Origin of the sequence: Lutimaribacter degradans (assembly GCF_023703375.1) — a bacterium.
GTDB classification, from domain to species: Bacteria; Pseudomonadota; Alphaproteobacteria; order Rhodobacterales; family Rhodobacteraceae; genus Lutimaribacter; species Lutimaribacter degradans.
On record NZ_JAMQGO010000001.1, the window covers coordinates 672,785 to 697,935 of the forward strand.

Below are 25,151 nucleotides of genomic sequence, written 5' to 3' on the forward strand. Positions count from 1 at the left end.
TGGGGCCGAGCTTGTCGTTAACACGGGGCAGAGACGCATGATCGGGCGCAAATCCCAGCGCGGAGATGAGGCGACGACAGTCGAGCCCATGAGCTTTGACGACTTCGATCTGCGACTTGGCGATGTCATGCGCGGCGAACGCGCAACCATGGGCAAATCGTTGCTGGACGTTCAGCGCGAGCTTCGTATCAAGGCCAGCTATATCGCCGCGATCGAGAATTGCGACCCCAGCGCATTCGATACACCCGGTTTCATCGCCGGTTACGTACGGTCCTACGCGCGCTACCTGAACATGGACCCTGATCGCGCCTTTGCCCAGTTCTGCGCCGAAAGCGGTTTTACCACCGCGCATGGCATGTCGGCCGAAGCGTCCTCGATCAAGAAGGACGACGCACCGCGCGCACCCGCGACTGTTCGCGACCCCTTTGCCCAACCGGCCACGCCCTTCGCCCCCGCGCGCGAAGCGTTCTTCAGCCGGATCGAGCCGGGCGCCATCGGCTCGATGCTGGTGCTGGTGGTCTTGATCGGCTCGATCGGTTTTGGCGGCTGGACGGTGCTGAACAAGGTGCAGCAGGTGCAGGTCGTGCCGGTCGAGAATACCCCCGATGTCTTGTCTGACCTCGATCCGCTGCAAGCTGCCAGTGCGGTGACCCGCGCCGCCGAAGATGACGGTTTTTCCCCCGCGCCCGAGGCGCTGGACCGGCTGTATCGCCCGCAAGCGCTGGATGTGCCGGTGCTGGTGGCGCGCGATGCGCCCATCTCGACGCTCGACCCGGACAGCGTCGGTGTTTTCGCCGCGCCCGCCACGCCCGAGTTGCCGCAGGTCGATCGGCGCGATGCCATCGCGCAGGCCGTGGCCGAGGCGCGAGGCAGCGTGATGCAGGCCAGCGCCGCACAACAGCAGGGCGGCGAGACGCCGCTGCCCCGTGTTGTAGAAGAGCTGGGCCCGGGCGTCACGCTGGTTGCGGCGCGCGCGGCTTGGGTGCGGGTGCGAGCCGCCGATGGCTCGACCGTGTACGAGGGCATCATGGAACCCGGCGAGACATATGCCGTGGCCCAGACCGAAGAGCCGCACACGATCCGCGTGGGCGAAAGCGGCGCGGTCTATTTCGCCGTCGATGGGCAGACTTACGGGCCCGCCGGGCCCAAGGGGTCTGTCACGTCGAACCTGGCCCTGTCGCCCGAAAACCTGACCCGGACCTATGAGTTGGCCGATATCGAGGCCGACGGCGACCTCGCCCGCGTCGTGGCCGAGTTGCAGGATGTTCCGGGCGCGACCGTTCAGCCCGACTGAAGGATTTGGCGTTGCGTGGTCGGGCAGGGCGCCCTAAGTCGTGTCACAGGCTGACGCAGGAGGTCCGACCATGTCGCTGAACCATATCCGCCCCTGGCGCAACATCTATCGTCGCGAAAGTCGCCGGATCATGGTGGGCAACGTGCCCGTGGGTGGTGACGCGCCGATCAGCGTGCAGACGATGACCAACACGGCCACCACCGATATTCCCGGCACCATCGCGCAGGTGCAGGCCGCCGCCGAGGCCGGCGCCGATATCGTCCGCATCTCCGTGCCCGACCAGGACAGCAGCCGCGCCTTGAAAGAGATCGTGCGCGAAAGCCCCGTGCCCATCGTGGCCGACATTCATTTCCACTATAAACGCGGGATCGAGGCCGCCGAGGCGGGCGCGGCCTGCCTGCGCATCAACCCCGGCAATATCGGCGACGAGGCCCGCGTGCGCGAGGTTATCAAGGCTGCGCGCGACCACAATTGCTCGATCCGGATCGGGGTGAATGCAGGCTCGCTTGAAAAGCACCTGTTGGAAAAATACGGCGAACCCACGCCCGATGCCATGGTCGAGTCAGGGTTGGAGCATATCAAGATCCTGCAAGACAACGATTTTCACGAGTTCAAGATAAGCTGCAAGGCATCCGACGTGTTCATGGCCGCTGCCGCCTATCAGCAATTGGCCGAGGCAACGGATGCGCCGATTCACCTGGGGATCACCGAGGCCGGGGGCTTGACCAGCGGCACGATAAAATCGGCCATCGGGCTGGGCCAGCTTTTGTGGATGGGCATCGGTGACACGATCCGCGTGTCCCTGTCCGCCGATCCGGTGGAAGAGGTGAAGGTGGGTTACGAGATCCTCAAGAGCCTTGGGTTGCGCCATCGTGGGGTCAACATCATCAGTTGCCCAAGCTGCGCGCGCCAGGGGTTCGACGTGATCAAGACGGTCGAAGCCTTGGAAAAGCGTCTTGAACATATCAAGACACCCATGAGCCTCAGCATCATCGGCTGCGTCGTGAACGGCCCCGGCGAGGCATTGATGACCGATGTCGGATTTACCGGCGGTGGCGCGGGCAACGGCATGGTCTACCTGGCGGGCAAGGCCAGCCACAAGATGTCGAACGACAAGATGGTCGATCACATCGTGGAAGAGGTCGAAAAGAAGGCCGCCGAGATCGAGGCGCAGCAAGAAGCGGCCGAGGCGGCGGAATAACCGTCAGTCGGCCCCAAGGTAGCGGCGCAGCACGACCGGCGGGACATGACCGCGCACCATCTTGTCAGGCAGCACGTAGGACGGCACGCTATCCAGTTGCAGGTCATCGGCAAGCGCGCGGTTATCGGTCAGGTTTAATTCGGTGAAAGTCACGTTCAGTTCGGTGGTTAGAACGCGAAGTTCATCCAGTGCCTGCGCGCAGGATGGGCAATCCGGCCCGGTGACGATGGCCAGGGCCGCGCCATCCGCGAAAAGCGTGTCCGCATGGGCGCGAATGCGCGACAGGTCATTTTCGATGGCGTCGGCATAAATCGACGGGCCAGCCAGTGCCCGGGCCACGATCTCGGGGTCTTGCAGCAAAAGGGCGCGGATTTCTGCGCCAAAGGCCGCGCGCTCGGCCGGGTCAAGCAGCGTCAGGTCCGTTTCGGCCAGCAAGGGAGCCCCCGCGCCCCAAAGGACGCAGGCCAAGGCGATCGTCTTGCGCATTGGATCAGTCCACGCGCACCTGGTCGACGATTTGCATCATGCCCGCCAGGGGAACGTAGCCACGCACCAACTGGTCGTCGAACACGAAACTGGGCGTGCCATTGATCTGCAAGCGGCTGGCCAGTTGACGATTCTCCTGGATGATGGCGTCGATCTCGGGGTTGTCCATCTCGTCCATGATCGGGGCAGGGTCGATGCCGAGCCCCTCGGCCAGGCGGGTCAGCGCGCCGGGCGCGATATCACCGCGAAAGTTTATCAACGTGTCGTGGACCTGCTTGTAAGCCTCGTCGCCCGCCACCCTTTGGGTTGCGATGGCAAAGCGCGATGCCACGACCGATTCTTCGCCGAGTACCGGAAATTCCTTGACGATGAAGCGGATATTGCCGTCGGTTTCGAGCAGTTGTTCCACCTCGTCATGTGCCTGGCGGCAATATCCGCAGCGGTAATCCATGAATTCCACAACGGTCACGTCGCCATCGGGGTTGCCACCGACCCAGGAATAGCCGTCGTTGAACAGCGCATCGGCATTCACCCTGACCAGGTCGACATCGGCGGCGGCTTGCTGTTCGGATTGGCGCTGCTCCAGAACGGCCACGGCCTCCATGATCACCTCGGGGTTTTCCAGCAGGTAACTGCGGATCTCGGCACGGAAAGCGGTGCGCTCGTCCTCGGTCATCTCGGTCAGGTCAAAGGCCTGCGCCGGGGCGGCAAGCGCCGCAAAGGTCAGCGCGGTGGCGGCAAGGGTGCGTTTCATATCGGGTTATCTCCGTTTGTTCAGGGCGGCCTCGGCCGCAGAAATCACATCCTGGGCCCGAAGGGAAGCACGCGACCCGCGCGGCAAAAGGCCCTCGGCCCGTTTGGCATGAAGCAAGGCATCCTCGAACCGGCCCAACAGCGCATACCGCTCTGCCGTCGTGACAGAGGCCTGGCCCGGTGCGCCGGTCTTGGCATAGGCAACGGAAAGGTCGCGCAGGATGCGCGGGTCGCGGAAGTCACGGGCGCGGGCACGTTCCAACACATCGCGCGCGGCGCTTGCGTTTCCGGCGGCCAGCAGCGCGCGGCCATGCCCACCCATGATCAACGCGTTGCCCGGCGCCAGTTCGCCGGCGCGTTTGTAGGCTGCAACCGCCGCGCCCGCCTGTCGGCTTTCCAACAGGATCTGTCCGCGCAACTCGTGCACGAAAGGGTCGCGCGGGCGCAGGGCAACCAGCCGGTCGATATCGGCGATGGCGCGGCGCGTGTCGGGCTTGCGATGATGGGCGATGGCGCTGCGCATCAGGCGGATATCCTCGGTCGCGGATCGGTCCACGCGGCGCAACGTCCAAGTGGATGCGCGTGAAAAGGCGCTCAGCTTGCCCAGCGCGCGGGCAAACCAGTACTCGGCCTCGGGCGCGGGGTCGCCGCCGATGGGGTCGGCTGTCTCGACAAGGGCGGATATCGCGCGCAGCCGATCGCGCGACAACGGGTGGGTCACGGCATAGGGGTCTTGCCGGCCTCGCGACAGCAGTTCCTGCCCGCGAAAGATGTTAAGCACATCCAGAAAGGCGCGCGGATCGACACCGGCGCGCAGCATGTACCGGATGGCGGCGGCGTCGGCGCTGCTTTCCTCGGCGCGGGTATGCGACATGAAGATGCGCTGCGCGCTGCCAGCCACGCCAATCGCTGCACCGCTGACGCCGCGCATGTCGGCCCCCGACACCGCCGCGGCAAGCGCCAGCGCCATGCCCAGCCCGGTAACCGAGTTGGCGCGTTGCGCGCTTTGCAGGCGCCGCGCGATATGGCCGTTCTGGATATGCGCCGCCTCATGCGCGACGATGGCCTGGAACTGCGCGGGCCCGTCCAGCTTGAGCAACATGCCCGAGTTGACGAAGATATGGCGGTTATCGACGATGAAGGCATTCAACGAGGGGTCGTCGATCACCAGGATGCGCACCTGCGACGGCGACAGGCCAGCCGCCGTCAGAACAGGTGCGGCCAACTGGCCCAATGCGTGTTCTATATCGGGGTCGCGCACCAGGCCGCGGGCCTGGGCGGGCAGGGCGATCATCAGCGAGAGTATCGCCGTCAGCGCCAATCGCGCCATATACGTCATTGACCCGCCCCCCGTTTCCTTGTGAATTGGCGCTTCACCAACCATAGGAAGACAGACATGCGGAACTCAACCCGTGGCGAGGTCGATCCCTTTATTGTGATGGACGTGATGGAAGCCGCGCGCGCCGCCGAAGAGGCCGGTCGGCACGTTATACACATGGAGGTGGGCCAGCCCGGCACACCCGCACCCGCTGCCGCCCGCGACGCTTTGGCGCGGGCCATGGCCGATCAGCCGTTGGGCTACACTGTGGCGCTGGGGTTGCCCGCGCTGCGGGCCAGGATCGCGCAGCTTTACGGCGAATGGTATGGGGTTGATCTCGATCCGGCGCGGGTCGTCGTGACGCCCGGCAGTTCGGGCGGGTTCATACTGGCCTTCACGACGTTGTTCGACGCGGGCGATCGGGTCGGGATCGGTGCGCCGGGCTATCCCAGCTATCGCCAGATCCTGCGCGCGCTGGATCTTGAGCCGGTGATGATCGACACCGCGCCGGAAAACCGCTTGCAGCCGGTGCCATCCGATCTGGCGGGGCTGGATCTGCAAGGTTTGATGGTCGCCAGCCCGGCCAATCCCAGCGGCACCATGCTGGACCGTCCGGCACTGGCCGCCTTGATGGAAACAGCCCAAGCGCAGGGCGCGGGTTTTATCAGCGATGAAATCTATCATGGCATCGAATACGAGCAAAAGGCCGTAAGCGCGTTGGAAATCAGCGACGAGGTTTACGTGATAAACTCGTTTTCCAAGTATTTCAGCATGACGGGCTGGCGCGTCGGCTGGATGGTGGTGCCCGAAGATCATGTGCGGCGGGTCGAGCGGCTGGCGCAAAACCTCTTCATCTGTCCGTCGCATGCCAGCCAGGTTGCCGCGTTGGCCGCTATGGATGCGGGTGATGAGTTGGAGCAGAACATGGCGGTCTACCGCCGCAACCGTCAATTGATGCTGGATGGCTTGCCCAAGGCCGGGTTTGACCGGATCGCGCCGCCCGATGGCGCGTTCTACGTTTATGCTGATGTCAGCCACCTGACCGATGACAGCCGCGCCTTTGCCGCCGAGATTCTGGACAAGGCCGGCGTTGCCGTTACGCCGGGGCTGGATTTCGACACCGCGCGCGGGGCAGGCACGCTGCGCTTTTCCTATGCGCGCAGCACCGAGGATATCGAGGAAGGGCTGGCAAGGCTGGCGCGTTTCATGGCCGAGACGGGCCGGATGTGATCGGGCCGGCCGCAACGCGGCCTTGCGGCGATGTCGGGCAAGGTGGCCCGTGCAACTTGTCGTTCCAACGGGGTGCCAAGCCTGCTAGGTTCACCCAAAACGCGCCGGGCAGGCCGGCCGGGGGCATTTCCGTATGAGCAGGCTTTTTGCAGCACTCATCCTGACGATATGGGGCAGCGCCGCGCTGGCGCAGGATTTCAGCGGCCTGGCGCGGGTCGACGCGACCCAGAGCCGGATCGAGGACAGCCGTACCGGGGCGGTTCTTTCCCTGTCTCTCAGCCAGGGCGTGCCATGGCGCGCCTATACTTTGGACGCGCCCGCGCGACTGGTGCTGGATTTCCGCGAGGTGCAGTGGGACGGGCTGCGCGCCGATGACTTTGACCGCGCCGACGCGGCATCGCAGGTGCGATTTGGCGGCTTTCGGCCCGGCTGGTCGCGCATGGTGATTGATCTGTCACAACCGATGACGGTCGCGCAGGCGGAAATGCGCATTCTGCCCGACAGCGGCGCGGCAATGCTGAAACTCGACATGGCGCAGGCCACGCCCGAGGAATTTGCCGCACGATCAGGCGCGCCGCGCGATCCGCGCTGGGATCTGCCCGCCCCCAGCCTGTCCGATGCCGCGCCGCCACGCCCGATGGGTGAGGGGCCGGTGATCGTGGTGCTCGATCCGGGCCACGGCGGTATCGACCCCGGTGCCGAGCATGACGGGATCACCGAGAAAGATCTGATGCTGACCTTCGCGCGCGAACTGCGCGACGTGTTGCGCCGCGCGGGCGGCTTCGACGTGGTGCTGACCCGCGACGACGATCGTTTCGTTTCGCTGGAGCGGCGGGTGGCGCTGGCGCACGAGATGCGCGCCCATGTGTTCTTGTCGCTTCATGCCGATGCGTTGGCGCAGGGGCAGGCCCATGGCGCCACGGTACACGTGCTGGACGACGAGGCCAGCGACGCCGCAACCCGCCTGCTGGCCGAACGTCATGACCGCGATGACCTGCTGTCGGGCGTTGATCTGAACGGGCAGGATGACGTGGTGGCCGGCATCCTGATGGACCTGGCCCGGCAAGAAACCGAGCCGCGCACCGAGCGGCTGGCACGGTCGCTGGTCGGCGGGTTGCAGGCGGCGGGCGGTCCCGTCAATCGCCGCCCCCTGCGGCGCGGCGCGTTTTCCGTTCTCAAGGCGGCTGATATCCCCTCGGTCCTGATCGAGGTCGGGTTTCTTTCCAGCCCGCGCGACGCCGAGAACCTGAAAGACCCCGATTGGCGGCTGGGCATCGCGCGCGGCATTCGTGACGGCTTGGTTCAATGGGTGGCCGATGACCTGGCGCGCGCCGGGTTGCGCCGGCAATAGCCGCACGGGCAAGGTTCCGCCCATCATGCACGTCGAGTTGTTTTGACCGTGCGGGCGCACGCGCGTATAGAGGCGCCATGATGCAAAGGGGCATGTTTTGCTAAGGTTCGTACTTTCCTTTTTCGGCGCGATTTTCACGCTGGTCACGATGGGCCTGTTCATGGTCGCGCTGTCGATCGGCGCGGTGTTCTGGATGTATGGCCGCGACCTGCCCAGCCATGAAAGCCTGGCACAATACACACCGCCCACGATCAGCCGCATCTATTCGGCCGAGGGGCGCCTGATCGATGAATTCGCGCAGGAACGCAGATTGTTCACGCCGGCCGAGGAAATCCCCGACCTTGTCAAGCAGGCGTTCATCAGCGCCGAGGACAAGAATTTCTACACCCACAAGGGCTATGACACGCGCGGTATTGCCAGTGCCGCGCTGGATGCCGTTCGGTCGCGCGGGCAGGATATCCGCGGCGCCTCGACCATTACCCAGCAGGTGATGAAGAACTTTCTGCTGGGCGGAGAACGGCGCGCCGAACGCAAGATCAAGGAAATCATCCTCGCCACCCGGCTTGAGGAAACGCTGAGCAAGGAAAAGATCCTTGAACTCTACCTGAATGAAATCTTCCTGGGCCAGAACTCCTATGGCGTGACGGCCGCGGCACAGACCTATTTCAACAAATCCCTCAACGAACTGACCCCGCACGAGGCGGCAACGCTGGCCTCGATGCCCAAGGCCCCGTCGGATTATCACCCGGTGCGCGAGAAAGAGCGGCTTTTGGCGCGGCGCAATTTCGTGCTGAAGGAAATGATGGAAAACGGCTATATCTCGAAGGCCGTCCATGAGGAAGAAAGCGCGCAACCCCTGCGCTCGGTTCAGAACGGCGATTTCGACAATTTCAAGCTGGCCCTGCCGCCGCGGGATTATTTCACCGACGAGATCCGGCGACAACTGTCCGGCACGTTCGGCGAAGAAGAGTTCTTTTCCGGCGGCATGACCGTGCGCGCCACGATCGACCCCGAGATGCAGAAGGTCGCCGCCCGCGCCCTGCGCCGCCAGTTGGAGGAATACGACCGCAACCAGGGGCAATGGCGCGGAACCGGCGTGACCATTCCCGAGGAACAGCTGCGCACGCAAGAGGCCTGGCGCGCGGCCCTGTCTGATGCGGATGTGCCGCGCGACATTGACCTTGACGGGCCTTGGCGGCCGGCGGTCGTTCTAAATGTCGAGGCGCAGAGCCTGCGCCTTGGAATCGAGGACGTACAGGAAACCGAGGCCGAACCCTTCGTGGTACCCCGCGAGGATATTTCCTGGCTGCGCGGCGATTTCTTCGACAATTTCAGTGTTGGCGATGTCGTGCTGGTGCGCCGCATGACCACGGGCGATGACGGTGCCGGCGATTTCATGCGCTGGACCTTGCGCCAGGTGCCCGAGGTGCAGGGCGGGTTCATGGCGATGGACGTCAATACCGGCCGCGTGATCGCCATGCAGGGCGGTTTTTCCTACCAGCACTCGGTTTTCAACCGGGCCACCCAGGCGCAGCGCCAGCCGGGGTCGAGCTTCAAACCCTTCGTCTATGCCTCGGCGCTGGACAGCGGCTATACCCCCGCGACGATCATCATCGACGCCCCGATCGAGATCGACACGCCCCAGGGGCTGTGGCGGCCGCGCAATGCCTCGAACCGGTATTACGGGCCGACACCCCTGCGCACCGGCATCGAACAGTCGCGCAACCTGATGACCATCCGCCTGGCGCAAGAGGTGGGCATGGACGTGGTGGCCGATTATGCCGAACGGTTCGGCGTCTATGACAACATGGGCCGCTTCCTGGCCAACTCGCTCGGCTCCGAGGAAACCACGCTTTACAAGATGGTCGCCGCCTACGCGATGTTCGCCAATGGCGGTGAACGGGTGGAGCCCACGCTCGTCGACCGTATCCAGGATCGTTACGGCAACACCGTATACCGTCACGACAAGCGCGATTGCGTCGATTGCGGCAACCCGGCGCTGCCGGCCGATCAAAGCCCCCGTATCGTGTCGAACCGCGAGCGGATCATGAACGCTGTAACCGCCTACCAGTTGACCTCGATGATGACCGGCGTGGTCGACCGGGGCACCGCGGCGCGCCATATCGACCTGCCAGTGCCCGTGGCGGGCAAGACAGGCACAACCAACGAGTCCAAGGATGTGTGGTTCGTGGGTTTCACCAACTCCGTCGTTGCTGGCTGCTATATCGGTTACGATCAGCCCCGTGGCCTGGGCCGCGGCGCCTCGGGCGGCGGCTATTGCGGCCCGGTGTTCCAGCGGTTCATGTCCGAGGCGGTCGAGAAATTCGGAGGCGGGCCCTTCCGCGTGCCCGACGCGTGCATGTTCATCAAGATCGACCGTTTCACCGGGGCGCGGCTCAGCGATGATGCCAGCGGCGAGCACGTGGTGTCCGAATGTTTCCGCCAGGGCGAAGAGCCCAGCTTCGGCGTGACATTCGACGGCGGCTTTGCCATGGGTGCGAACCTGCCCCTGGTCGAAGAGATCGGCAGCGGCGAGGGCCGCGAGGTCACCACCTCGACCGGGCGCAAGGCGATCGTTGGCCCCAAGGCCAATTTCGGTACGCTCAGCTCGGGCGGGCTCTACTAGGCCCGGGGCCGCGGCTTTGCCATCTGGCCATGCGCCGGGCGCTTGCCCATCGTCCGGCGCTGGTCTATCACCCCGCACTGACACTCAGGAACCAGGACATCCTACATGCGCGCCGAGGCCCAGAACACTGTCGCCGAAATCGAAAAATCGCTGGAGCTGCTGCACCAGCGCATGGATTACGACACGGCCCAGCATCGCCTGGAAGAGTTCAACGCCCGGGTCGAAGACCCGAACCTCTGGGATGACCCCGCCGCAGCCCAGAAACTGATGCGTGATCGCCAGGCGCTGGTGGATTCCATCGAAACCTTCGAAAGCATCCGGCAAGAGCTTTCCGACAATGTCGAGCTGATCGAAATGGGCGAGATGGAAGAGGATGAAGAGGTGGTGGCCGAGGCCGAGGCAGCGCTCAAGGCGTTGGCCAAGAAGGCCACCGCAAGGGAGCTGGAGGCGCTGCTGAACGGTGAAACCGACGGCAATGACGCGTTTCTTGAAATCAAGGCGGGCGCCGGCGGCACCGAGGCCTGCGACTGGGCCCAGATGCTGGCGCGGATGTATGTCCGCTGGGCCGAGAAACGCGGCTTCGACGTCGAGTTGCAGGAAGAAACCCCCGGCACCGAGGCCGGGATCAAGTCGGCCACCTACCAGATCAAGGGCCAGAACGCCTATGGCTGGCTGAAATCCGAATCCGGCACGCACCGGCTGGTGCGAATCTCGCCCTTCGGCAAGGGCACGCGCGAAACCTCCTTCGCGGCGGTGGGGGCCTACCCGGTGATCGACGACAATATCGAGATCGAAGTCAATCCCGCCGATATCCGCATTGACACCTACCGCTCGTCCGGTGCGGGCGGCCAGCACGTCAACACCACCGACTCGGCGGTGCGGATCACCCACCACCCGACCGGCATCGTCGTGACCAGTTCGGAAAAATCGCAACACCAGAACCGCGAAATCGCGATGAAGGCGCTGAAATCGCGCCTTTACCAGATGGAGCTCGATCGCCGCAACGCCGAGGTCAACGCGCTGCACGAATCCAAGGGCGATGCCGGCTGGGGCAACCAGATCCGCTCCTACGTGCTGCAACCCTACCAGATGGTCAAGGATCTGCGCACGAATTACGAAACCGCCGACACCCAGGGCGTGCTCGACGGTGATCTTGACGGGTTCATGGCTGCCACGCTGGCGATGAACGTCTCGGGCAAATCCCGTGCCGAGGCGCGCTCCGACGACTGATCGCCCGGTCGCGGGTTTTCCTCTTGCCGAAAATACCCTGGGGGTGAATCGGGCCGCAGGCCCGAGAGGGGGCAAAGCCCCCTGGCCGGTCGCGCCCGCAAGGCGCGGCGTGCGCTGTTGCCGCGCGGCACGCGCGGCGCTATCGGGTCACTCGCTGCGTGGCTGTCGTGGCAGCAGCCGGGTCACGCCCACGGCCGCGGCGCGGGCAAGGTCGAGGTCCAGCGACATCGGAATATACTCGCCGCGCCGCCACAGTTCGCCCATGTCGTCGTAATACCGCGACAGCGGGTGACCCGATTGCCCGGTGGCGATCACGAAAACCGAGCTGTCGGGATCGGTGAAATCGTAGACCCCGCGATAGCCCGCGGCGTGGACATTCTCGAACGGCGCCGGTCCGGTGCCGCGGGTCAGCCCCCGGCGCAGCGTGTTGTCCCCGCCCGAGGTGGATTGCCGGATGTTCACAACCCAGCTCAGCAGCGGCACCTCGCCCAGCGTGTCGTGCTGATGCGTGGCCTGGTGCGCGTCGCCCCATCGCAGCGACTCCAGGGCCGTTCCGTGGTTTTCCTCCAGCCAGATGATCGCGTCTTCCAGCGCCAGGCGGGCCATGTCGGTGCAGGTCTCGACCGGGGCGCTCTGGATCACGTCGCACCAGGCGCCCGCGCCGCCGACATCGCGAAAGACCCGTTCGATGAACAGCGGTTCGACATGGGTGAAATCGCGTGCCAGCGGGCCCAGTTCGTCACGGATCAGGCGGTCCTGGAGCGCCCGCACCCAGGCGGCATAAATCAGCGGTTCGGGCAGGTGTTCGTTCATCTCGCCGTTCCAGTCCGCCAGAAGCGACAGCGCCCGCTGCCGCTGGCGCTCGGGGGTGCCATCGGGTGCTGTCTCGCCGGTGAACCACAGATCGGCACCGATCAGCGGTAACAGCGTGCGCGCCGTGGGCGATACCGTATCCAGCTGCGCCTCGATGAAACTGTCGCGGGTGTGAACCTGGCGCGATTGCATCAACCGGGTCCAGCGCTGCACGCGCTGCGTGTCACCCCAATGATACGAGACATGCAACGGAAAGGGCCGGTCGACGATCTTGTTGTTGGTGGCTCCGACGATGCCGCCAGGCGGTTGCAGAAAGACCGGGTTCGATGAATAGGGGCTGAGCCCTTTCCACCGGTTGCGATCTTCCCAACCGGGTGCGGGCATGCGGCCCTGGGACTGGTGGTCGGCGTCGCGGCGGGGGGCGGCGCCTATGGTCTTCATCGCGATCTGCACGCCATCGACCACCACCAGGTTCAGCGAGGGCGCCAGGTGAGTGTCGGTGGCAGAAATGGCATCCTGCACCGTCCTGGCGCGCATCAGGCGCAGCCAGGCGCCGATGCTTTGGTCGTTGGGGTCAAGCCCGGTCCATGACAGGGCCATCACGTGGCCCCGGGGCGTGATGCTGTCGAGGTTGAAATCGCTGCGGGGCAGAACCGGCCCGTTGTCGGTCCAGCGCAGGGTCATGGTGACGGGGCTGGCATCCTTGATGCGCAGGATCGCGCGGCGTGTTTCGAAGGGTTTGAACCCGTCGGGCGTCTCGTATTGATCGGCGGCATCGGGGTTCATCCGTTCCACGAACAGGTCCTGGTCGTCGAGGTAAGATGCGGCGATCCCCCAGCCAAGGTCTTCGCTGCGCCCCGACAGGATGGCCGGAATCCCCGGTATGGTGGCGCCGATCACACCGCCCGATGACAGCTCCAGCCGTGCCAGGTACCAGATTGCCGGTGCCGAAAGCGGCAAATGCGGGTCGTTGGCCAGGATCGTGCCGCCCGCCGCCGAGCGTTCCGGCGCGGCGGCCCAGACATTCGAAGCGCCCTGCATTCCCGGGCGCGCCACGGGCCAAAGCGGATGATCGGGCCGGCGCCCCGCGGCGCTGGCCAGCCGTTGCGGCGGCAGCGGCCCGTCGAACAGGCTGGCGTAATCGGGCAGGGCGGCCACGCCGCTGCCCGGCGCATCGGGCAGGATGTCGGACACCCGCGCCGGGTCGGGCAGCACGAGCGAGACACGCGCGCGGCGCACCTCGGCCTCGAGCTGGCCCGACATGCGCAGCGCCATCAGCTTTAGAAGGGCGATGGAATCGGCCGGCTGCCAGGGTGCGATCGCGGGGTTGAACAGGAACATCTCGGGCGCGCCACGGCCAAGGGCGCGTTCGTTGATTTCGCCCAGCCGCGCATTGATGCCGGCGGCGTAAGCCTCGAGCGCGGCCAATGTCTCGGGGTCCTGGGCCGCGACCGAATCCCGGGCGGCGCCCTGGATGTCGAGCCGGCGCATCAGCTTGTCGATCTCGACCGTGCGCAGGCCGAAGACCTCGCTCAACCGCCCCTGCGCGGTGCGGCGCAGCACAACCATCTGCCACAGCCGATCCTGCGCATGGGCATAGCCCAGGCCAAAGAAAACGTCGGGGTCGGACTGGCCAAGAACATGCGGGACATTGGCGTTGTCGCGCACGATTTCCACGGGGGCCGAAACACCGTCGACGCGGTGGCTTGCGTCGTAATCGGGCAAGGAACGCGCAGCCAGGAAATACACGCCGAACAACGCCAGAAGCGTCAGAACGACCATCCCACCCGCGATCCGAAGCAGCCAACGGAATACCTGCGCCATCACCTCATTCCCAGTTCATCCTTGCCTTTGCCCCGTTCCCTAGACACAAACCCATGCGAACACAAACACAACGAGGAGGGGTGAAATGGCGAAAGTGGCGTTTCTTGGACTGGGCGTGATGGGGTATCCGATGGCGGGGCACCTGGCGCGCGCCGGGCACGAGGTCTGTGTCTACAACCGCACCGCGGCTAAAACGGAAAAATGGGTGGCCGAGCATGGCGGCACACACGCGCCCACCCCCGGTGCGGCGGCCCGCGGGGCGGATTTCGTCATGGCCTGCGTGGGCAACGACGACGATCTGCGCGCGGTGGTTCTGGGCGACGAGGGCGCGCTGGCGGGCATGGCGGCCGGCGCGATTTTCGTCGATCACACGACGGTTTCGGCCGCGGTGACCGCCGAGCTTTACGCACAAGCCAAGGACAAGGGCGTGGGCTTCGTGGATGCGCCCGTTTCCGGCGGCCAGGCCGGTGCCAAGAATGGTGTGCTGTCGATCATGTGCGGCGGCGACGCGGCGCATTTCGACAAGGCCCTGCCCGTGATGGAGGGCTATGGCCGCGCGATCAAGCGGCTGGGCGAAAGCGGCGCGGGCCAGTTGACCAAGATGGTCAACCAGATCTGCATCGCGGGCCTCGTGCAGGGCCTGAGCGAAGGCCTGGCTTTCGCGCAGAAGGCCGGGCTTGATGGCAAGGCCGTGGTCGAGGTTATCAAGGGCGGTGCCGCGGGAAGCTGGCAGATGGAAAACCGCCATGAAACCATGCTGGCCGACATGTTCGACCATGGTTTCGCCGTCGACTGGATGCGCAAGGACCTGGGCATTTGCCTGGCCACCGGCAACGAGATCGGCGCGGCGCTGCCGGTGACCGCGCTGGTCGACCAGTTCTACAAGGATGTCCAACAGATGGGCGGCGGGCGCTGGGATACCTCGTCGCTGATCAAGCGGCTGGGCTGAGCCTGGTGTGACCCGAATGGGCGCGCCTTGCGGCGCGCGCATGAATTGCCCGGGCTTTTCCCTTGGAAAAGACCCGGGCGGTGCCTCCGGCGGGGGTATTTCGGGCAAGAGGAAGCCGGGTGGGATTACCCGTGCGGCGTGGCGTTGGAAAACAGGTGGATGACCGTGATTCCGCCCAGGATCAGCACCATGCCGATCACCGCGGGCCAATCGAGCGCCTGTTTGAATACCAGAAAGCCGATGAGCGCGATGAAGACGATCCCCAAGCCCGACCAGATCGCGTAGACGATGCCGACCGGCAGCACATTGAGCGTTATCGATAGCAGGTAAAAGCTGATGGCATAGGCCACGACCACCAGCACCGAGGGCCAGAGCCGGGTGAATTGCTGGCTGGCCTGCAGCGCCGAGGTGCCAACGGTTTCGGCAAGGATCGCCAGGGCGAGGATGAGGTAGATCTGCGTGGGCATCGGGGCCTCCGGTTGCGCGGGCGTATGCCCCGGTCATAGCTGGTCTTTGCGGGGCCGTCACGGGGCCGTGGTGTGCCGCGTCGGGGCCGGGGGTACCCGTGCGGGAAACGCCCCCGCGCGCGGTCAGGTCGAGGGGTAGCGCCGTTCGACCCGGACCATGGCCTTGAGCGCAAGATAGGCGCCCAGGCAGGCCGTCGCGATACCCAGCGACAAGGGCAGGAGCGTGCCGTCGAAGACCAGCCCGATGGGCACGGCCATCAGCGCGCCCAGGATGGTCGAGACCGAGCCTATCACGCTGGCCGCCATGCCCGCGACATGGCCCATGGGCTCCATCGCGAGGGCATTGAGATTGCCGATGGTCAGGCCGGTCTGGAAGAAAACGCTTGCCTGCCAGCCGATGAAGATGCCGAACATGATATCGGTCGGGACAGCGGCAAGCCACAATAGCGTCACGACGAGCGACAGAACCACCTGCGTGCCGAAGGCGAAGCTGGCCAGACGCCGCATGCCAAGGCGAATCACCAGCCTGGCGTTGAGGAACGAGGCCGAGGCGGCGATAAGAGACACCAGCGCGAACCAGTAGGGAAAGCTTTCGGCGGCGTCGAACACCTTGTCATAGATCGGTTGCACCAGGCTGATCATGGAAAAAAGCATGGTGTAGCAGAACGCCTGAGCCAGAAGCGCAAGGCTGACCGTGGGGTGGCGCAGCATTTCCATCAGCGCCGCGACCATCAGCGAAAAGCGCAGCGGGCGGCGTTTCTCGACCGGCAGGGATTCAGGCTGCCGCAGCGCCAGCCACGTGGCGATCAGTACGGAGAAGCAGACAAAGGCCAGAAAGATCGCGCGCCAACCCGCGAGGCTGATGATCCAGGCGCCGAACAGCGGGGCGATGGCAGGAACCAGCGTGAAGGTCATCATGATCAACGACAGGATGCGCGCCATCTGCCTGCCTGAGTAAAGGTCGCGCACGATCGCCATGGCGACCACGCGAGGCCCCGACGCGCCGATGCCTTGCAACACGCGGGCGGCCAGCAGGAGCTCGAGCGTTTGTGCCTGCCAGGCCAGCAGCGAGGCAAGTACGTAAAGACCGGCCCCCGCCAGCAGCACGGGGCGTCGCCCCAGCGCATCGGAAAGCGGCCCGATGAAGAACGTGGCCAGCCCCATTCCGATGACAAAGCTGGTGACGATCATCTGGATGCGATTGGGCGCGGCTGGTGTGAGCTCGGCCGCCATCTGCGGCAGGCCGGGCAGCATGGCATCGATGGAGAACGCGATTGTGGCAAACAGCATCGCCATCAGGGCGATGAACTCGACAAGGGACAATGGCTTGCTGCGCATGCGGTCTTACATATCCGTGATCAGGAAACATGGTTGAACAACATCAATCGCGCATAAGTAGCAAGCGCAAGGTGATACGGGTACTCATTGACGCGAGGTAAGCGCGCCCTAGTCCGGGTTGTCGGTTGGATGCTTTTTCTCGCGCTCTGCACGTCGCCGGCGCAGGCGGCTGGCAATGGTGATATTCGAGAAATGCTGGATCGCGGCGGCAAAGATGCCGAGCCCGGCAAAGATCAGCACCGTGGCGGCGATCTTGCCAAGCGGGGTGGCGGGCACAAGGCTGCCATAGCCCACGGTCGACAGCGTCACGACGGTAAAGAAATATGCGTCGATCCAGCCCCAGCCTTCAACGAAATGAAAGAACACGGTGCCGGTGGCGATCACGCCCACCAGCGCCGCGATGATGACCTTGCCCGCTTCTGAGTTCATGCTGTCCTCCAGGCTCTCCGCGCCAGGACCGAGATCGCAAACTCGGCGGCAAAGGTCCAGTGTCCCGTGCCGCCGGAGGGCCCAGGCCCAAGCGGCGGGGCGCCTGACCGGCAAGCTGGCACAGGGGTCAGGCGTCGTCGCGCATCTGCCCGGATATCTCGTCCATGACCTGCAACCAAAGCGCAGTGTCCTGTGCGCCCGGCACCGCGTGTTGGCGGTTGACGATGAAGGTGGGCACCGAGGTGATGCCCATCTCGCGCGCGGCGGCGTCGCGGTCGCGAATTTCCTGGATATCGGCATCAGAGGCCAGGAGCCGCTGCACGACGCCGGCATCCATCTCGGCGCTGTCAGCGATGTCGGCCAGTACTTCCGGTTCGCCTATGTCGCGCCCGTCGACGAAATAGGCGCGGAACAGGGTGCTGACGACGAATGTCTGCTTGCCCTCGATACCGGCCCAGTGGATCAGGCGGTGGGCGTCCAGCGTGTTGGGGGTGCGCCGGATCGCCTCGAAATCGATGGTCAGGCCCGCGGCCTTGGCGTGTTCGACCACGGGCATGTAGGCTTTTACCGCGGCTTCCTTGCCGCCGAACTTGGCCTCCAGGTAGCTGCGCCGGTCCATGCCCTGGCGCGGCATGTCGGGGTTCAGCTGAAAGGGGTGCCATTCGATCGTGAAGGGATGATCGGGGCGTTGCTCCAATGCGCGGTCCAGTCGCGCTTTGCCGATGTAGCACCAGGGGCAGATCGGGTCAGAGAAGATATCAAGCTTGATCATGGCGGGCCTTTCGATGGGTCGCCCCGGACCTATCAGGGCCGGGGCATCATGGCCAGCGGGGGCATGGTGTCAGACCAGTTCCTTGAGCGACTTGCGCTGCAACTTGCCGTTGGGGTTGGTGGGCATCGCGTCAAGACGGCGAAACAGGCGCGGCTGCTTGTACCGGGCCAGCCGTTCGGCGCACCAGGCCCGCAACTCGGCCTCGGGGATATCGGCCGGGCCGGTGTAGAAGGCGGCGATCAGGCGCACGTTTTCTTTCACCTCGATATCGGTGGCGCCGGCCTCGATAATGCCGGGATGGGCCAGCAACGCGGCCTCGACCTCGAGCGGGGAGACGCGGTAACCGCCCGCGTTCATCATGTCGTCGTCGCGCCCGTGGTAGGCGATCTGGCCGTCTTCGTCCATGTGGCCCTGGTCGCCGGTAATGAACCATTCACCCTTGATACGAGCGGCGGTTTCCTCTTCGGCGCCCAGATAGCCCAGCATGAGCCCGGGATCGCGGGTGGAGACGGCGATGGTGCCAGGCGCGCCCATCGGCACCGGCTGGCCCGCGTCATCCACGATGGCCACGCGGCGGCCCATTTGCGGTTGGCCCAGCATACCGGGCCGCGAGGGGTGGAGCGGGCTGCCCGAGATGAAGGTGGAACATTCCGACATCCCGTAAGCCTCGTAAATCCGGGTGCCGGTGGCGTCGTTCCAATGCTGGCGGATGCTGTCAGACAGCTTTTCGCCCGCCGCAAGACCGTGGCGCAGGCGTGGCAGGTCAAGCTGCTCATGGTGGTTGAGCACCTTGCGGTAGACGCCGGGCGCGGCGGCAAAAATCGTGGCATCGTGCCGTTTCAGCAGCAGCGGCAGTGTTTCGGGGCCAACGCCCTGTGCCGGGATCAGCGCGGTGGCCCCCACGCTCCACGGGTCCATCAGCCCGGTGCCCAGCGTGAATGTCCAGTTGAACGCCCCAGCGTGAAGCAGCCTGTCGTCACGATTCAGGTCATACCAGCCTTCATGCATCATGCGCCGCGCCCAGATCGCGCGGTGTGCATGGCAAACCGCGCGGGGCATGCCCGAGGTGCCCGAGGTAAAGACGATATAGGCCAGCCTCTCGGGGTCGCCCATGGCATAGTCGCAGGGCGGCAGGTCGCGCATGGCCTGCAACGCGTCCGTGTCGATCACCGGCACGCCCGGATCGGTGGGGCAGGGCACCTCGGCATCGTGCAGAACGCCCGCGGGGCCGAGCGCCGCAACCATTTTTTCTACCTCGGCCGCTGTCAACTGGCTGGAGGTGGGCACCGGCACAAGGCCCACGGCGATGGCGCCCAGGTAGGCAATGGGAAATTCCACCGTGTTGCCAAGTCGCATCATCAGGATGTCGCCCGGCTGGAACCCGGCACGCAGCAGGCCGGTGCCGGTTCCGCGCACGGCGGCGGCAAGGCGCGCGTAGCTCCACCTGTCGGCGCCCCCGACTGACAGGACGGACAGCGCGATCTTGTCGGGCAGGTCGTCGGCATGGGCCAGCACGTAGGCGGCCATGTTGAAGAGCGAGGGGCAGGGCGCGGAGGCGCCGGAGTCGAATATCGCGGTCATGGCCATGGGTTAGGCCCGCGCGCGCGCAGTTGCAAGGCCATGCCGCGCGGCCTATAGCAACCGCATGACAGAACGCGACCCAAGGGCCCTGATCCGCATCGCGCGCGCCAGCGGAGAGGATGAAACGACCGAACCGCTGAACCTGGGCAGCCGCGTGCGCGAGCTGCGCAAGGCGCGCGACTGGACCCTTGAACAGGCTGCCGGGCAAGCGGGGTTGGCCCGCTCGACCCTGTCGAAGATCGAGAACGGGCAGATGTCGCCCACCTACGAGGCGTTGAAAAAGCTGGCCACGGGGTTGGGCATCTCGGTGCCGCAGCTTTTCACACCGCCGCGCCGTGACCAGATCACCGGGCGCATGGCCATCACCCGCTCAGAGGATGGCGCGGCACATGCCACTACCACCTACGAGCACGAGTTGCTGGCCGACAGCCTGACCAAGAAAAAGATGCTGCCCTACCGCGCCCGCGTGCGCGCGCGATCAATGGACGAGTTCGATGGCTGGGTGCGCCATGACGGAGAGGAATTCCTTTACGTGCTGACAGGGGTGATTCGGCTTTACACCGAGTTCTACGAACCCGTCGAGATGCGCCGGGGTGACAGCGCCTATTACGACGCGGCGATGGGCCATAACGTCGTGTCTGTCAGCGCCGAGGATGCCACGATCCTTTGGGTGACCGCGCTGGTCTGAGGCCGCTCAGAACCAGCTTTGCACGGTGCGCGCCGCGCCCGAGATATCTTGACCCACGCCATCTATCGTGCCGCATCCGGCCAACAGGGCCACCAGCGCCACAAGACCTGCTTGCCTTGCGAATTTCATTGCTGCTCTGCCTTCGTTCGTCGTTTTTATTCGTTCGGTTCGGACCACCAGACATCGGGCATCCAGCCGATCCTGTCTCCGTATATTGGCGTTTTCTCGGGAAATCGCAAGTTTTTCGCATGGGCCACGCGGTCGGTCAGCGTGGTCCAGGTCGGGATGACGAAACGACCGGCCATCAGCGCCCGATCCAGCGCGCGGGCGGCGGCGTTGAACCGTTCGGGAGTTTTCGCGGTCAAAAGCGCGTCGATCATCGCGTCGACCGCCGGGATTTTGACACCCATCAGGTTGCGCGTGCCCGCGATATCCGCGTTGTCCGACCCCCAGTAAAGCCGCTGCTCGTTGCCCGGCGACAGCGAAAGATCGCGGCGAAAGGGCATGAGATCGAAATCGGTATTGGCTTCGCGCTCGGTGAACTGGGCATTATCGATGCTGCGAATGGTCAGGCCGATTCCCAGCCGTTCCAGGGCGCGGGAATAGATCTGAAGCACGCTTTCCATGCGTTTGTCGCCCTGGCGCAGCACCGCCTCGATGCGCAATGCCGTGCCATCGGCATTGCGCAATACGCCGTTTTGCACGGTCCAGCCGGCCTCGGCCAGCAGGTGCACGGCGCGGCGCAGATCGCCGCGATTGCGCGGCGACGGGTCGCCCTCCGGCAGGGTTATCCCCTCAAGCGCGCCGGGCGGCAGCGCGTCGGCGAAAGGCGCCAGCAGGTCGCGCACGGCGCCCTGTGCCGGACCGTTGCGCATTCCCAGTTCGGAGTTCGAGAAATACGAGGTGATCCGCGGCTGGCGCCCGCCGGTGATGGTTTCGTTGATATAGGGAAAATTGAACGCCAGTATCAGCGCCTGCCGGACCCGCCAATCGGCCAATTGAGGGCGGCGGGTGTTCATCACGAAGCCGGTCATGCCCGATGGGCGCTGATGCCGGATTTCCGATTTCACGATCTCGCCCGAGCGCACGGCGCGGAAATCGTATTGCGTGGCCCATCTATCGGCATTGGGTTCGCGGTAGAAATTCAGAACGCCGGCCTTGAACGCCTCGAACATCACGTTCTCGTCGCCGAAGAACTCGATCCTGATTTCATCGAGATTGGCCGTGCCACGCCGGATGGGCAGGTCGGCACCCCAGTAGTCGGGGTTGCGACGCAGCACGACCAGGCGGCCGGTTTCATAGCGGTCCACCACGTAGGGCCCGGTGCCCAGGGGAATGTCCTCGATACCGCCGGCGGTGAAATCGCGCCCTTGCCATTGCGCCTTGTTCAGGATCGGGCGCAGCCCCGCGATCAGGGCAAGTTCGCGGTTCGCCTCGTTGAATGTCAGGCGAACCTTGCCCGGGCCGGTCTGTTCTATCTTTTCGACGCGAGTCCAGAAGCCGAGGTACCGGGGGTGGCCGCTGGTGCCCAGGGTCTCGAACGACCAGATCACGTCTTCGGCGGTGACGGGGCTGCCATCGGAAAACCGCGCCGCATCGCGCAGGGTGAATTCGACCCAGGTTCGATCGGGGCCGGTTTCGACAGATTCGGCCAGCAGGCCGTAGAGCGTGAACGGTTCGTCCCAATTCCGGGCCATAAGCGATTCATAGGCATAGAATCGCAGCTGCCAGGGCACCGTGCCCTTGCGCAGGAACGGGTTGAGCGAATCGAATCCGCCTGTGTTGCCCTCGATCAGCCGCCCACCTGTCGGTGCATCGGGATTGGCATAGGGCAGGGCGGTGAAATCTGGCGGCAGGGCCGGTTCCCCATACATGGCGATCCCGTGGCTGGGCTGTGCGAATCCCTGAACACCCAGGAAAACAAAGGCGACAAGCAGGATAGACAGCCGAAATGGGCGGAAAAATAGTGGTCGCATATGCGCAACAATCCTGCTCTGACCTTGTTTTATTGGCGGCCAGCGTAGCGGTGGATTCACGTCTTTTCAAACTTTTAGCTTGGAGTCGCGGCGCCATTTGCTTATAAAGGGGGCACTGCTCGATAGGTTTCTTGCCTGTATGAAACCTGCCTCAATGACTTACCCCGGCTTCGGCCGGGGTTTTTTTTGTCTGCGGGCAATGGGGCGTTGTTTGCGGTTTCAATCGTGCGCCAAGGGTCTATCCTTTGCTGCAAAGCAGCAAAGCGAAAGGACATGTCATGGAGCTGAAGGGCAAGACCGCGATCATCACCGGCTCGAATTCGGGTATAGGGTTGGGCGTCGCGCGCGAATTGGCCCGCGCGGGGGCTGACGTGGTGCTGAACTCGTTTACCGATAATGACGAAGATCACCGGCTGGCGCAGGAGATCGGTGCCGAGTTCAACGTGACCGCGCGGTATATTCAGGCCGACATGTCAAACCCCGAGGCATGTCGTGCCTTGATCGAGCAGGCGGGTGCCTGCGATATACTGGTCAACAATGCCGGCATCCAGCATGTAAGCCCGATCGAGGATTTCCCGACCGAGAAATGGGATGCGATCATCGCCATCAACATGTCCTCGACCTTTCACTGCACCGCTGCGGCGCTGCCGATGATGCGCAAGGCGGGTTGGGGGCGCGTGGTCAACATTGCCTCGGCGCACGGGTTGACGGCCTCGCCCTTCAAATCGGCCTACGTGGCCGCCAAGCACGGGGTTGTGGGGCTGACCAAGGTCACCGCACTGGAAACCGCGCAAGAGCTGATCACCGCCAACGCGATCTGCCCCGGCTACGTGAAGACCCCGCTGGTCGAAGCGCAGGTTCCCGACACGGCCAAGAAATACGACATGACCGAGGAAGAGGCCGTCCAGAAAGTGATACTGGAGCGCCAGCCCTCGAAGGAATTCGCAACCGTCGAGCAGATCGGCGGCACGGCGGTGTTTCTGTGCTCGGCCGCGGCGGACCAGATCACGGGCACCACGATCAGCGTGGATGGCGGCTGGACCGCCTTGTAGGCGCGCGACAGGGGCGCGCGGCCCGCTCAGGCTGGCATCACTGCGCCGGAATTGCCTGGGGCGCATCGGAGAACAGGCCTTGCGCCGCGAAAAACGCCGCGATCTGTCGTTGGGCCACCTCGTGACCTGGCAGGGTTTGCCCGGCATCCACATAGGTCATGCGCTGCACGGTGCCGTTGCCGGCGTCCTTGGCCGCGGGCGCGCGCCAATCGCTGTCGAGGTGGTCGGACAGATGGGTTTGCGCCAGCACCTCGCCATCGCGCACCAGCCGCAACACCGGGTGAATGAACGGGTCGGGTGTGCTGCCGTCGAGCGTGTGTTCGCGCTTCACATGCATCGAATTGGCCCCGAAATTTCCGAACTCCAGCGTCGCGCGCAGCAGGGTGCGGCCTGCGAAGCCGGGCGCATCATCCGTCCAATCCACGGGCACGTCGGTATAAATCGCGCCCGCGTCGGGCCCGTCCAGCACGACCACGTCGCCCAGAAAACCTGGTTGCAGGAAAATGCCCGAGGCGGTGCTGAAACGGTCGATCAGCAGCGCGCCCAGCGCCTGCGCGTCGAGGGGGGCGGTTGCATGTGGGTAGGCCGCGCCGGTCAGCCGCGCCGCCACGAACTCGACCAGGCAGCGGATGTTGTAGCGAAACCCGTGCACGAATCCCGACATGGTTTTTTTGAAATCGCGCGATTGCATCAACGTGCCGGCAAAATACAGCCCCGCCGCTGTTTCGGTTTCCCATTGCGCGGTCATGGCGGGAAACTTGCCCATGTGGCGCAAGTCGGGGCGGATCGCAGGATCAAGGATCTGGTCGTCGAACCGAAAGCCCGTGCAGGCGATGACATGATCGTAATGCAGCACGATCTCGTGCCCCTCGGCCGCCGACATGGCGATATGGAGCGTGTAGCCGCCGTTCTCGGGTACGATGCGGGTGATCGTGCCATCTACCACGGCATTTTGTGACTTCAACTGGTACGTATCGAGGAAATTGGTGTTCACCGCCCGCAGATGGCCCACGAAATGCGAGTTCCACGCCAGCTTGATGGAGTTGGGGCTGATGACATGGATCGATTGCGCCTCCTCGATCAGGGATTCGGCGGTCTCGAAAGCCGAATTGCCCTTGCCCAGTATCGCCACGCGCTTGTCGCGAAAACGCGTCTTGGTGGAATCGTAGTCGAAATAATTTTCCACATGCTCGATCCCGTCGATCTCGGCCTGCCAAGGCTTCGTCATGCCCGTGGCCACGATCACCGTGCGTGCGCGCCAGACCTGCCCATCGTCGGTTTCCACCAAGAAAGTCTCGTCAGGCTTGGCGATGCGGGTGACTGTCACGCCACAGCTGATCCTGTCGGCGAAGCGCTGCGAAAAATCGCCAAGGTAATCGACAAACTCGTCGGCCGTGGGGAAGTAACGGCGGCTGCGCGTCGTGACCAGGTCACCCTCGTCGTTCAGAAGGCTGTTCCAGTCGAAGCGCAACCTTGTGTCGGGGTTCGACAGCCCTGTATGTACCTTGTTGATGGAAATCAGATTACGCTGCCGCGGGAAATCTCGAAAGAACTGGCCAACCTGCCCACGTTCAAGCACGTGAAAGCCGAGGCCCTTCTTGTCCAGGAAATAGGCGGCTTGCAGCCCGGCCGCGCCGGCACCGATGATCAGGCAATCAATCGGAGTTGGCTTGGATGTCATTGTATTTCCTCAAGCTGGCAAGTTGACGTTGAATATGGATCTGTAGCCCCAAGTTAAGCGGGGAACGGTGCGTGCGAAAAGGTTTTTTGCCA

General features: G+C 64.5%; 21 protein-coding genes. 9 read left to right on the forward strand and 12 right to left on the reverse strand.

What is annotated here, in order from left to right; translation table 11 throughout:
• Nucleotides 1-37: 37 nt before the first annotated feature.
• Together M8744_RS03305 and ispG are read left to right on the forward strand one after the other, a co-directional pair.
• Entirely contained in the window at nt 38-1,294 is a 1,257-nt protein-coding gene (locus M8744_RS03305) for a helix-turn-helix domain-containing protein (RefSeq protein WP_434481340.1), read from the forward strand.
• 70 nt (nt 1,295-1,364) lie between these two features.
• Nucleotides 1,365-2,495, forward strand: coding sequence for a flavodoxin-dependent (E)-4-hydroxy-3-methylbut-2-enyl-diphosphate synthase (gene ispG / locus M8744_RS03310; protein WP_251409338.1), 1,131 nt, complete (start codon nt 1,365-1,367; stop codon nt 2,493-2,495).
• Nucleotides 2,496-2,498: 3 nt separating this feature from the next.
• Here ispG and M8744_RS03315 read toward each other — a convergent pair whose 3' ends face one another.
• From M8744_RS03315 to M8744_RS03325, 3 genes are read right to left on the reverse strand one after another with little or no spacing between them, the layout of a single operon-like run.
• Nucleotides 2,499-2,981, reverse strand: a complete 483-nt coding sequence (locus tag M8744_RS03315) for a thioredoxin domain-containing protein (protein ID WP_251409342.1) — start codon at nt 2,979-2,981, stop codon at nt 2,499-2,501.
• 4 nt (nt 2,982-2,985) lie between these two features.
• A complete protein-coding gene (locus M8744_RS03320; RefSeq protein ID WP_251409345.1) occupies nt 2,986-3,735 on the reverse strand; it encodes a DsbA family protein in 750 nt (249 codons plus the stop codon).
• Between the two features lie 6 nt (nt 3,736-3,741).
• The gene (locus M8744_RS03325) at nt 3,742-5,073 is read right to left on the reverse strand and encodes a M48 family metalloprotease (protein WP_251409369.1); all 1,332 of its coding nucleotides are present in this window, start codon (nt 5,071-5,073) and stop codon (nt 3,742-3,744) included.
• A 57-nt stretch (nt 5,074-5,130) separates the two neighbouring features.
• On the opposite strand from M8744_RS03325, the gene M8744_RS03330 reads away from it, so the two are divergent.
• From M8744_RS03330 to prfB, 4 genes are all read left to right on the forward strand, one after another.
• Nucleotides 5,131-6,282 carry a pyridoxal phosphate-dependent aminotransferase gene (locus M8744_RS03330; RefSeq protein ID WP_251409372.1) on the forward strand — a complete coding sequence of 384 codons (1,152 nt, stop codon included), beginning with the start codon at nt 5,131-5,133 and terminating at the stop codon, nt 6,280-6,282.
• A 133-nt stretch (nt 6,283-6,415) separates the two neighbouring features.
• Nucleotides 6,416-7,633 (forward strand): N-acetylmuramoyl-L-alanine amidase, encoded by a 1,218-nt coding sequence (locus tag M8744_RS03335; RefSeq protein ID WP_251409375.1) that lies wholly within the window; start codon nt 6,416-6,418, stop codon nt 7,631-7,633.
• 97 nt (nt 7,634-7,730) lie between these two features.
• The gene (locus M8744_RS03340; RefSeq protein ID WP_251409379.1) at nt 7,731-10,259 is read left to right on the forward strand and encodes a penicillin-binding protein 1A; all 2,529 of its coding nucleotides are present in this window, start codon (nt 7,731-7,733) and stop codon (nt 10,257-10,259) included.
• 105 nt (nt 10,260-10,364) lie between these two features.
• Nucleotides 10,365-11,489: a peptide chain release factor 2 gene (prfB, locus tag M8744_RS03345; protein WP_251409382.1), complete on the forward strand. Its 1,125-nt coding sequence runs from the start codon at nt 10,365-10,367 to the stop codon at nt 11,487-11,489.
• A gap of 147 nt (nt 11,490-11,636) precedes the next feature.
• Here prfB and M8744_RS03350 read toward each other — a convergent pair whose 3' ends face one another.
• Nucleotides 11,637-14,126, reverse strand: a complete 2,490-nt coding sequence (locus tag M8744_RS03350; RefSeq protein WP_251409385.1) for a penicillin acylase family protein — start codon at nt 14,124-14,126, stop codon at nt 11,637-11,639.
• 85 nt (nt 14,127-14,211) lie between these two features.
• Between M8744_RS03350 and M8744_RS03355 the strand changes: the two genes are divergently transcribed.
• Nucleotides 14,212-15,075 carry an NAD(P)-dependent oxidoreductase gene (locus M8744_RS03355; RefSeq protein WP_251409388.1) on the forward strand — a complete coding sequence of 288 codons (864 nt, stop codon included), beginning with the start codon at nt 14,212-14,214 and terminating at the stop codon, nt 15,073-15,075.
• Nucleotides 15,076-15,200: 125 nt separating this feature from the next.
• Here M8744_RS03355 and M8744_RS03360 read toward each other — a convergent pair whose 3' ends face one another.
• The 5 genes from M8744_RS03360 to M8744_RS03380 all read right to left on the reverse strand — a co-directional run bounded on the left by M8744_RS03360 (nt 15,201) and on the right by M8744_RS03380 (nt 19,662).
• Complete coding sequence (locus M8744_RS03360) at nt 15,201-15,542, reverse strand: DMT family transporter (RefSeq protein WP_251409391.1); 342 nt, start codon at nt 15,540-15,542, stop codon at nt 15,201-15,203.
• A gap of 123 nt (nt 15,543-15,665) precedes the next feature.
• Complete coding sequence (locus M8744_RS03365) at nt 15,666-16,880, reverse strand: multidrug effflux MFS transporter (protein ID WP_251409394.1); 1,215 nt, start codon at nt 16,878-16,880, stop codon at nt 15,666-15,668.
• A gap of 108 nt (nt 16,881-16,988) precedes the next feature.
• Nucleotides 16,989-17,309 carry a potassium channel family protein gene (locus M8744_RS03370; protein ID WP_251409397.1) on the reverse strand — a complete coding sequence of 107 codons (321 nt, stop codon included), beginning with the start codon at nt 17,307-17,309 and terminating at the stop codon, nt 16,989-16,991.
• Nucleotides 17,310-17,436: 127 nt separating this feature from the next.
• A complete protein-coding gene (locus M8744_RS03375) occupies nt 17,437-18,081 on the reverse strand; it encodes a DsbA family oxidoreductase (protein ID WP_251409400.1) in 645 nt (214 codons plus the stop codon).
• Nucleotides 18,082-18,150: 69 nt separating this feature from the next.
• Nucleotides 18,151-19,662, reverse strand: coding sequence for a class I adenylate-forming enzyme family protein (locus tag M8744_RS03380; protein ID WP_251409402.1), 1,512 nt, complete (start codon nt 19,660-19,662; stop codon nt 18,151-18,153).
• A 64-nt stretch (nt 19,663-19,726) separates the two neighbouring features.
• Between M8744_RS03380 and M8744_RS03385 the strand changes: the two genes are divergently transcribed.
• Complete coding sequence (locus M8744_RS03385; protein ID WP_251409405.1) at nt 19,727-20,350, forward strand: helix-turn-helix domain-containing protein; 624 nt, start codon at nt 19,727-19,729, stop codon at nt 20,348-20,350.
• A gap of 6 nt (nt 20,351-20,356) precedes the next feature.
• Here M8744_RS03385 and M8744_RS03390 read toward each other — a convergent pair whose 3' ends face one another.
• Together M8744_RS03390 and M8744_RS03395 are read right to left on the reverse strand one after the other, a co-directional pair.
• Entirely contained in the window at nt 20,357-20,479 is a 123-nt protein-coding gene (locus M8744_RS03390; RefSeq protein ID WP_251409408.1) for an entericidin EcnA/B family protein, read from the reverse strand.
• A 26-nt stretch (nt 20,480-20,505) separates the two neighbouring features.
• On the reverse strand, nt 20,506-22,326 hold the full coding sequence (locus M8744_RS03395) for an extracellular solute-binding protein (RefSeq protein WP_251409411.1): 1,821 nt from the start codon (nt 22,324-22,326) through the stop codon (nt 20,506-20,508).
• Between the two features lie 278 nt (nt 22,327-22,604).
• Here M8744_RS03395 and M8744_RS03400 point away from each other — a divergent pair, with 278 nt between their 5' ends.
• Entirely contained in the window at nt 22,605-23,378 is a 774-nt protein-coding gene (locus M8744_RS03400; protein WP_251409414.1) for a 3-hydroxybutyrate dehydrogenase, read from the forward strand.
• Nucleotides 23,379-23,415: 37 nt separating this feature from the next.
• Here the strand turns inward: M8744_RS03400 and M8744_RS03405 are convergent, their stop codons facing one another.
• Entirely contained in the window at nt 23,416-25,059 is a 1,644-nt protein-coding gene (locus M8744_RS03405) for an NAD(P)-binding domain-containing protein (protein WP_251409417.1), read from the reverse strand.
• Nucleotides 25,060-25,151: the final 92 nt, after the last annotated feature.

Excerpts from the sequence above, each read along its gene's own strand:
- ispG (WP_251409338.1), top strand. The coding sequence starts at position 1,365 with ATGTCGCTGAACCATATCCGCCCCTGGCGCAACATCTATCGTCGCGAA.
- M8744_RS03320 (WP_251409345.1), bottom strand. The coding sequence starts at position 3,735 with ATGAAACGCACCCTTGCCGCCACCGCGCTGACCTTTGCGGCGCTTGCC.
- M8744_RS03370 (WP_251409397.1), bottom strand. The coding sequence starts at position 17,309 with ATGAACTCAGAAGCGGGCAAGGTCATCATCGCGGCGCTGGTGGGCGTG.
- M8744_RS03405 (WP_251409417.1), bottom strand. The coding sequence starts at position 25,059 with ATGACATCCAAGCCAACTCCGATTGATTGCCTGATCATCGGTGCCGGC.
- M8744_RS03390 (WP_251409408.1), bottom strand. The coding sequence starts at position 20,479 with ATGAAATTCGCAAGGCAAGCAGGTCTTGTGGCGCTGGTGGCCCTGTTG.
- M8744_RS03400 (WP_251409414.1), top strand. The coding sequence starts at position 22,605 with ATGGAGCTGAAGGGCAAGACCGCGATCATCACCGGCTCGAATTCGGGT.
- M8744_RS03380 (WP_251409402.1), bottom strand. The coding sequence starts at position 19,662 with ATGACCGCGATATTCGACTCCGGCGCCTCCGCGCCCTGCCCCTCGCTC.
- M8744_RS03395 (WP_251409411.1), bottom strand. The coding sequence starts at position 22,326 with ATGCGACCACTATTTTTCCGCCCATTTCGGCTGTCTATCCTGCTTGTC.
- M8744_RS03335 (WP_251409375.1), top strand. The coding sequence starts at position 6,416 with ATGAGCAGGCTTTTTGCAGCACTCATCCTGACGATATGGGGCAGCGCC.
- M8744_RS03305 (WP_434481340.1), top strand. The coding sequence starts at position 38 with ATGATCGGGCGCAAATCCCAGCGCGGAGATGAGGCGACGACAGTCGAG.
- prfB (WP_251409382.1), top strand. The coding sequence starts at position 10,365 with ATGCGCGCCGAGGCCCAGAACACTGTCGCCGAAATCGAAAAATCGCTG.
- M8744_RS03330 (WP_251409372.1), top strand. The coding sequence starts at position 5,131 with ATGCGGAACTCAACCCGTGGCGAGGTCGATCCCTTTATTGTGATGGAC.
- M8744_RS03360 (WP_251409391.1), bottom strand. The coding sequence starts at position 15,542 with ATGCCCACGCAGATCTACCTCATCCTCGCCCTGGCGATCCTTGCCGAA.
- M8744_RS03385 (WP_251409405.1), top strand. The coding sequence starts at position 19,727 with ATGACAGAACGCGACCCAAGGGCCCTGATCCGCATCGCGCGCGCCAGC.
- M8744_RS03315 (WP_251409342.1), bottom strand. The coding sequence starts at position 2,981 with ATGCGCAAGACGATCGCCTTGGCCTGCGTCCTTTGGGGCGCGGGGGCT.
- M8744_RS03325 (WP_251409369.1), bottom strand. The coding sequence starts at position 5,073 with ATGACGTATATGGCGCGATTGGCGCTGACGGCGATACTCTCGCTGATG.
- M8744_RS03375 (WP_251409400.1), bottom strand. The coding sequence starts at position 18,081 with ATGATCAAGCTTGATATCTTCTCTGACCCGATCTGCCCCTGGTGCTAC.
- M8744_RS03365 (WP_251409394.1), bottom strand. The coding sequence starts at position 16,880 with ATGCGCAGCAAGCCATTGTCCCTTGTCGAGTTCATCGCCCTGATGGCG.
- M8744_RS03350 (WP_251409385.1), bottom strand. The coding sequence starts at position 14,126 with ATGGCGCAGGTATTCCGTTGGCTGCTTCGGATCGCGGGTGGGATGGTC.
- M8744_RS03355 (WP_251409388.1), top strand. The coding sequence starts at position 14,212 with ATGGCGAAAGTGGCGTTTCTTGGACTGGGCGTGATGGGGTATCCGATG.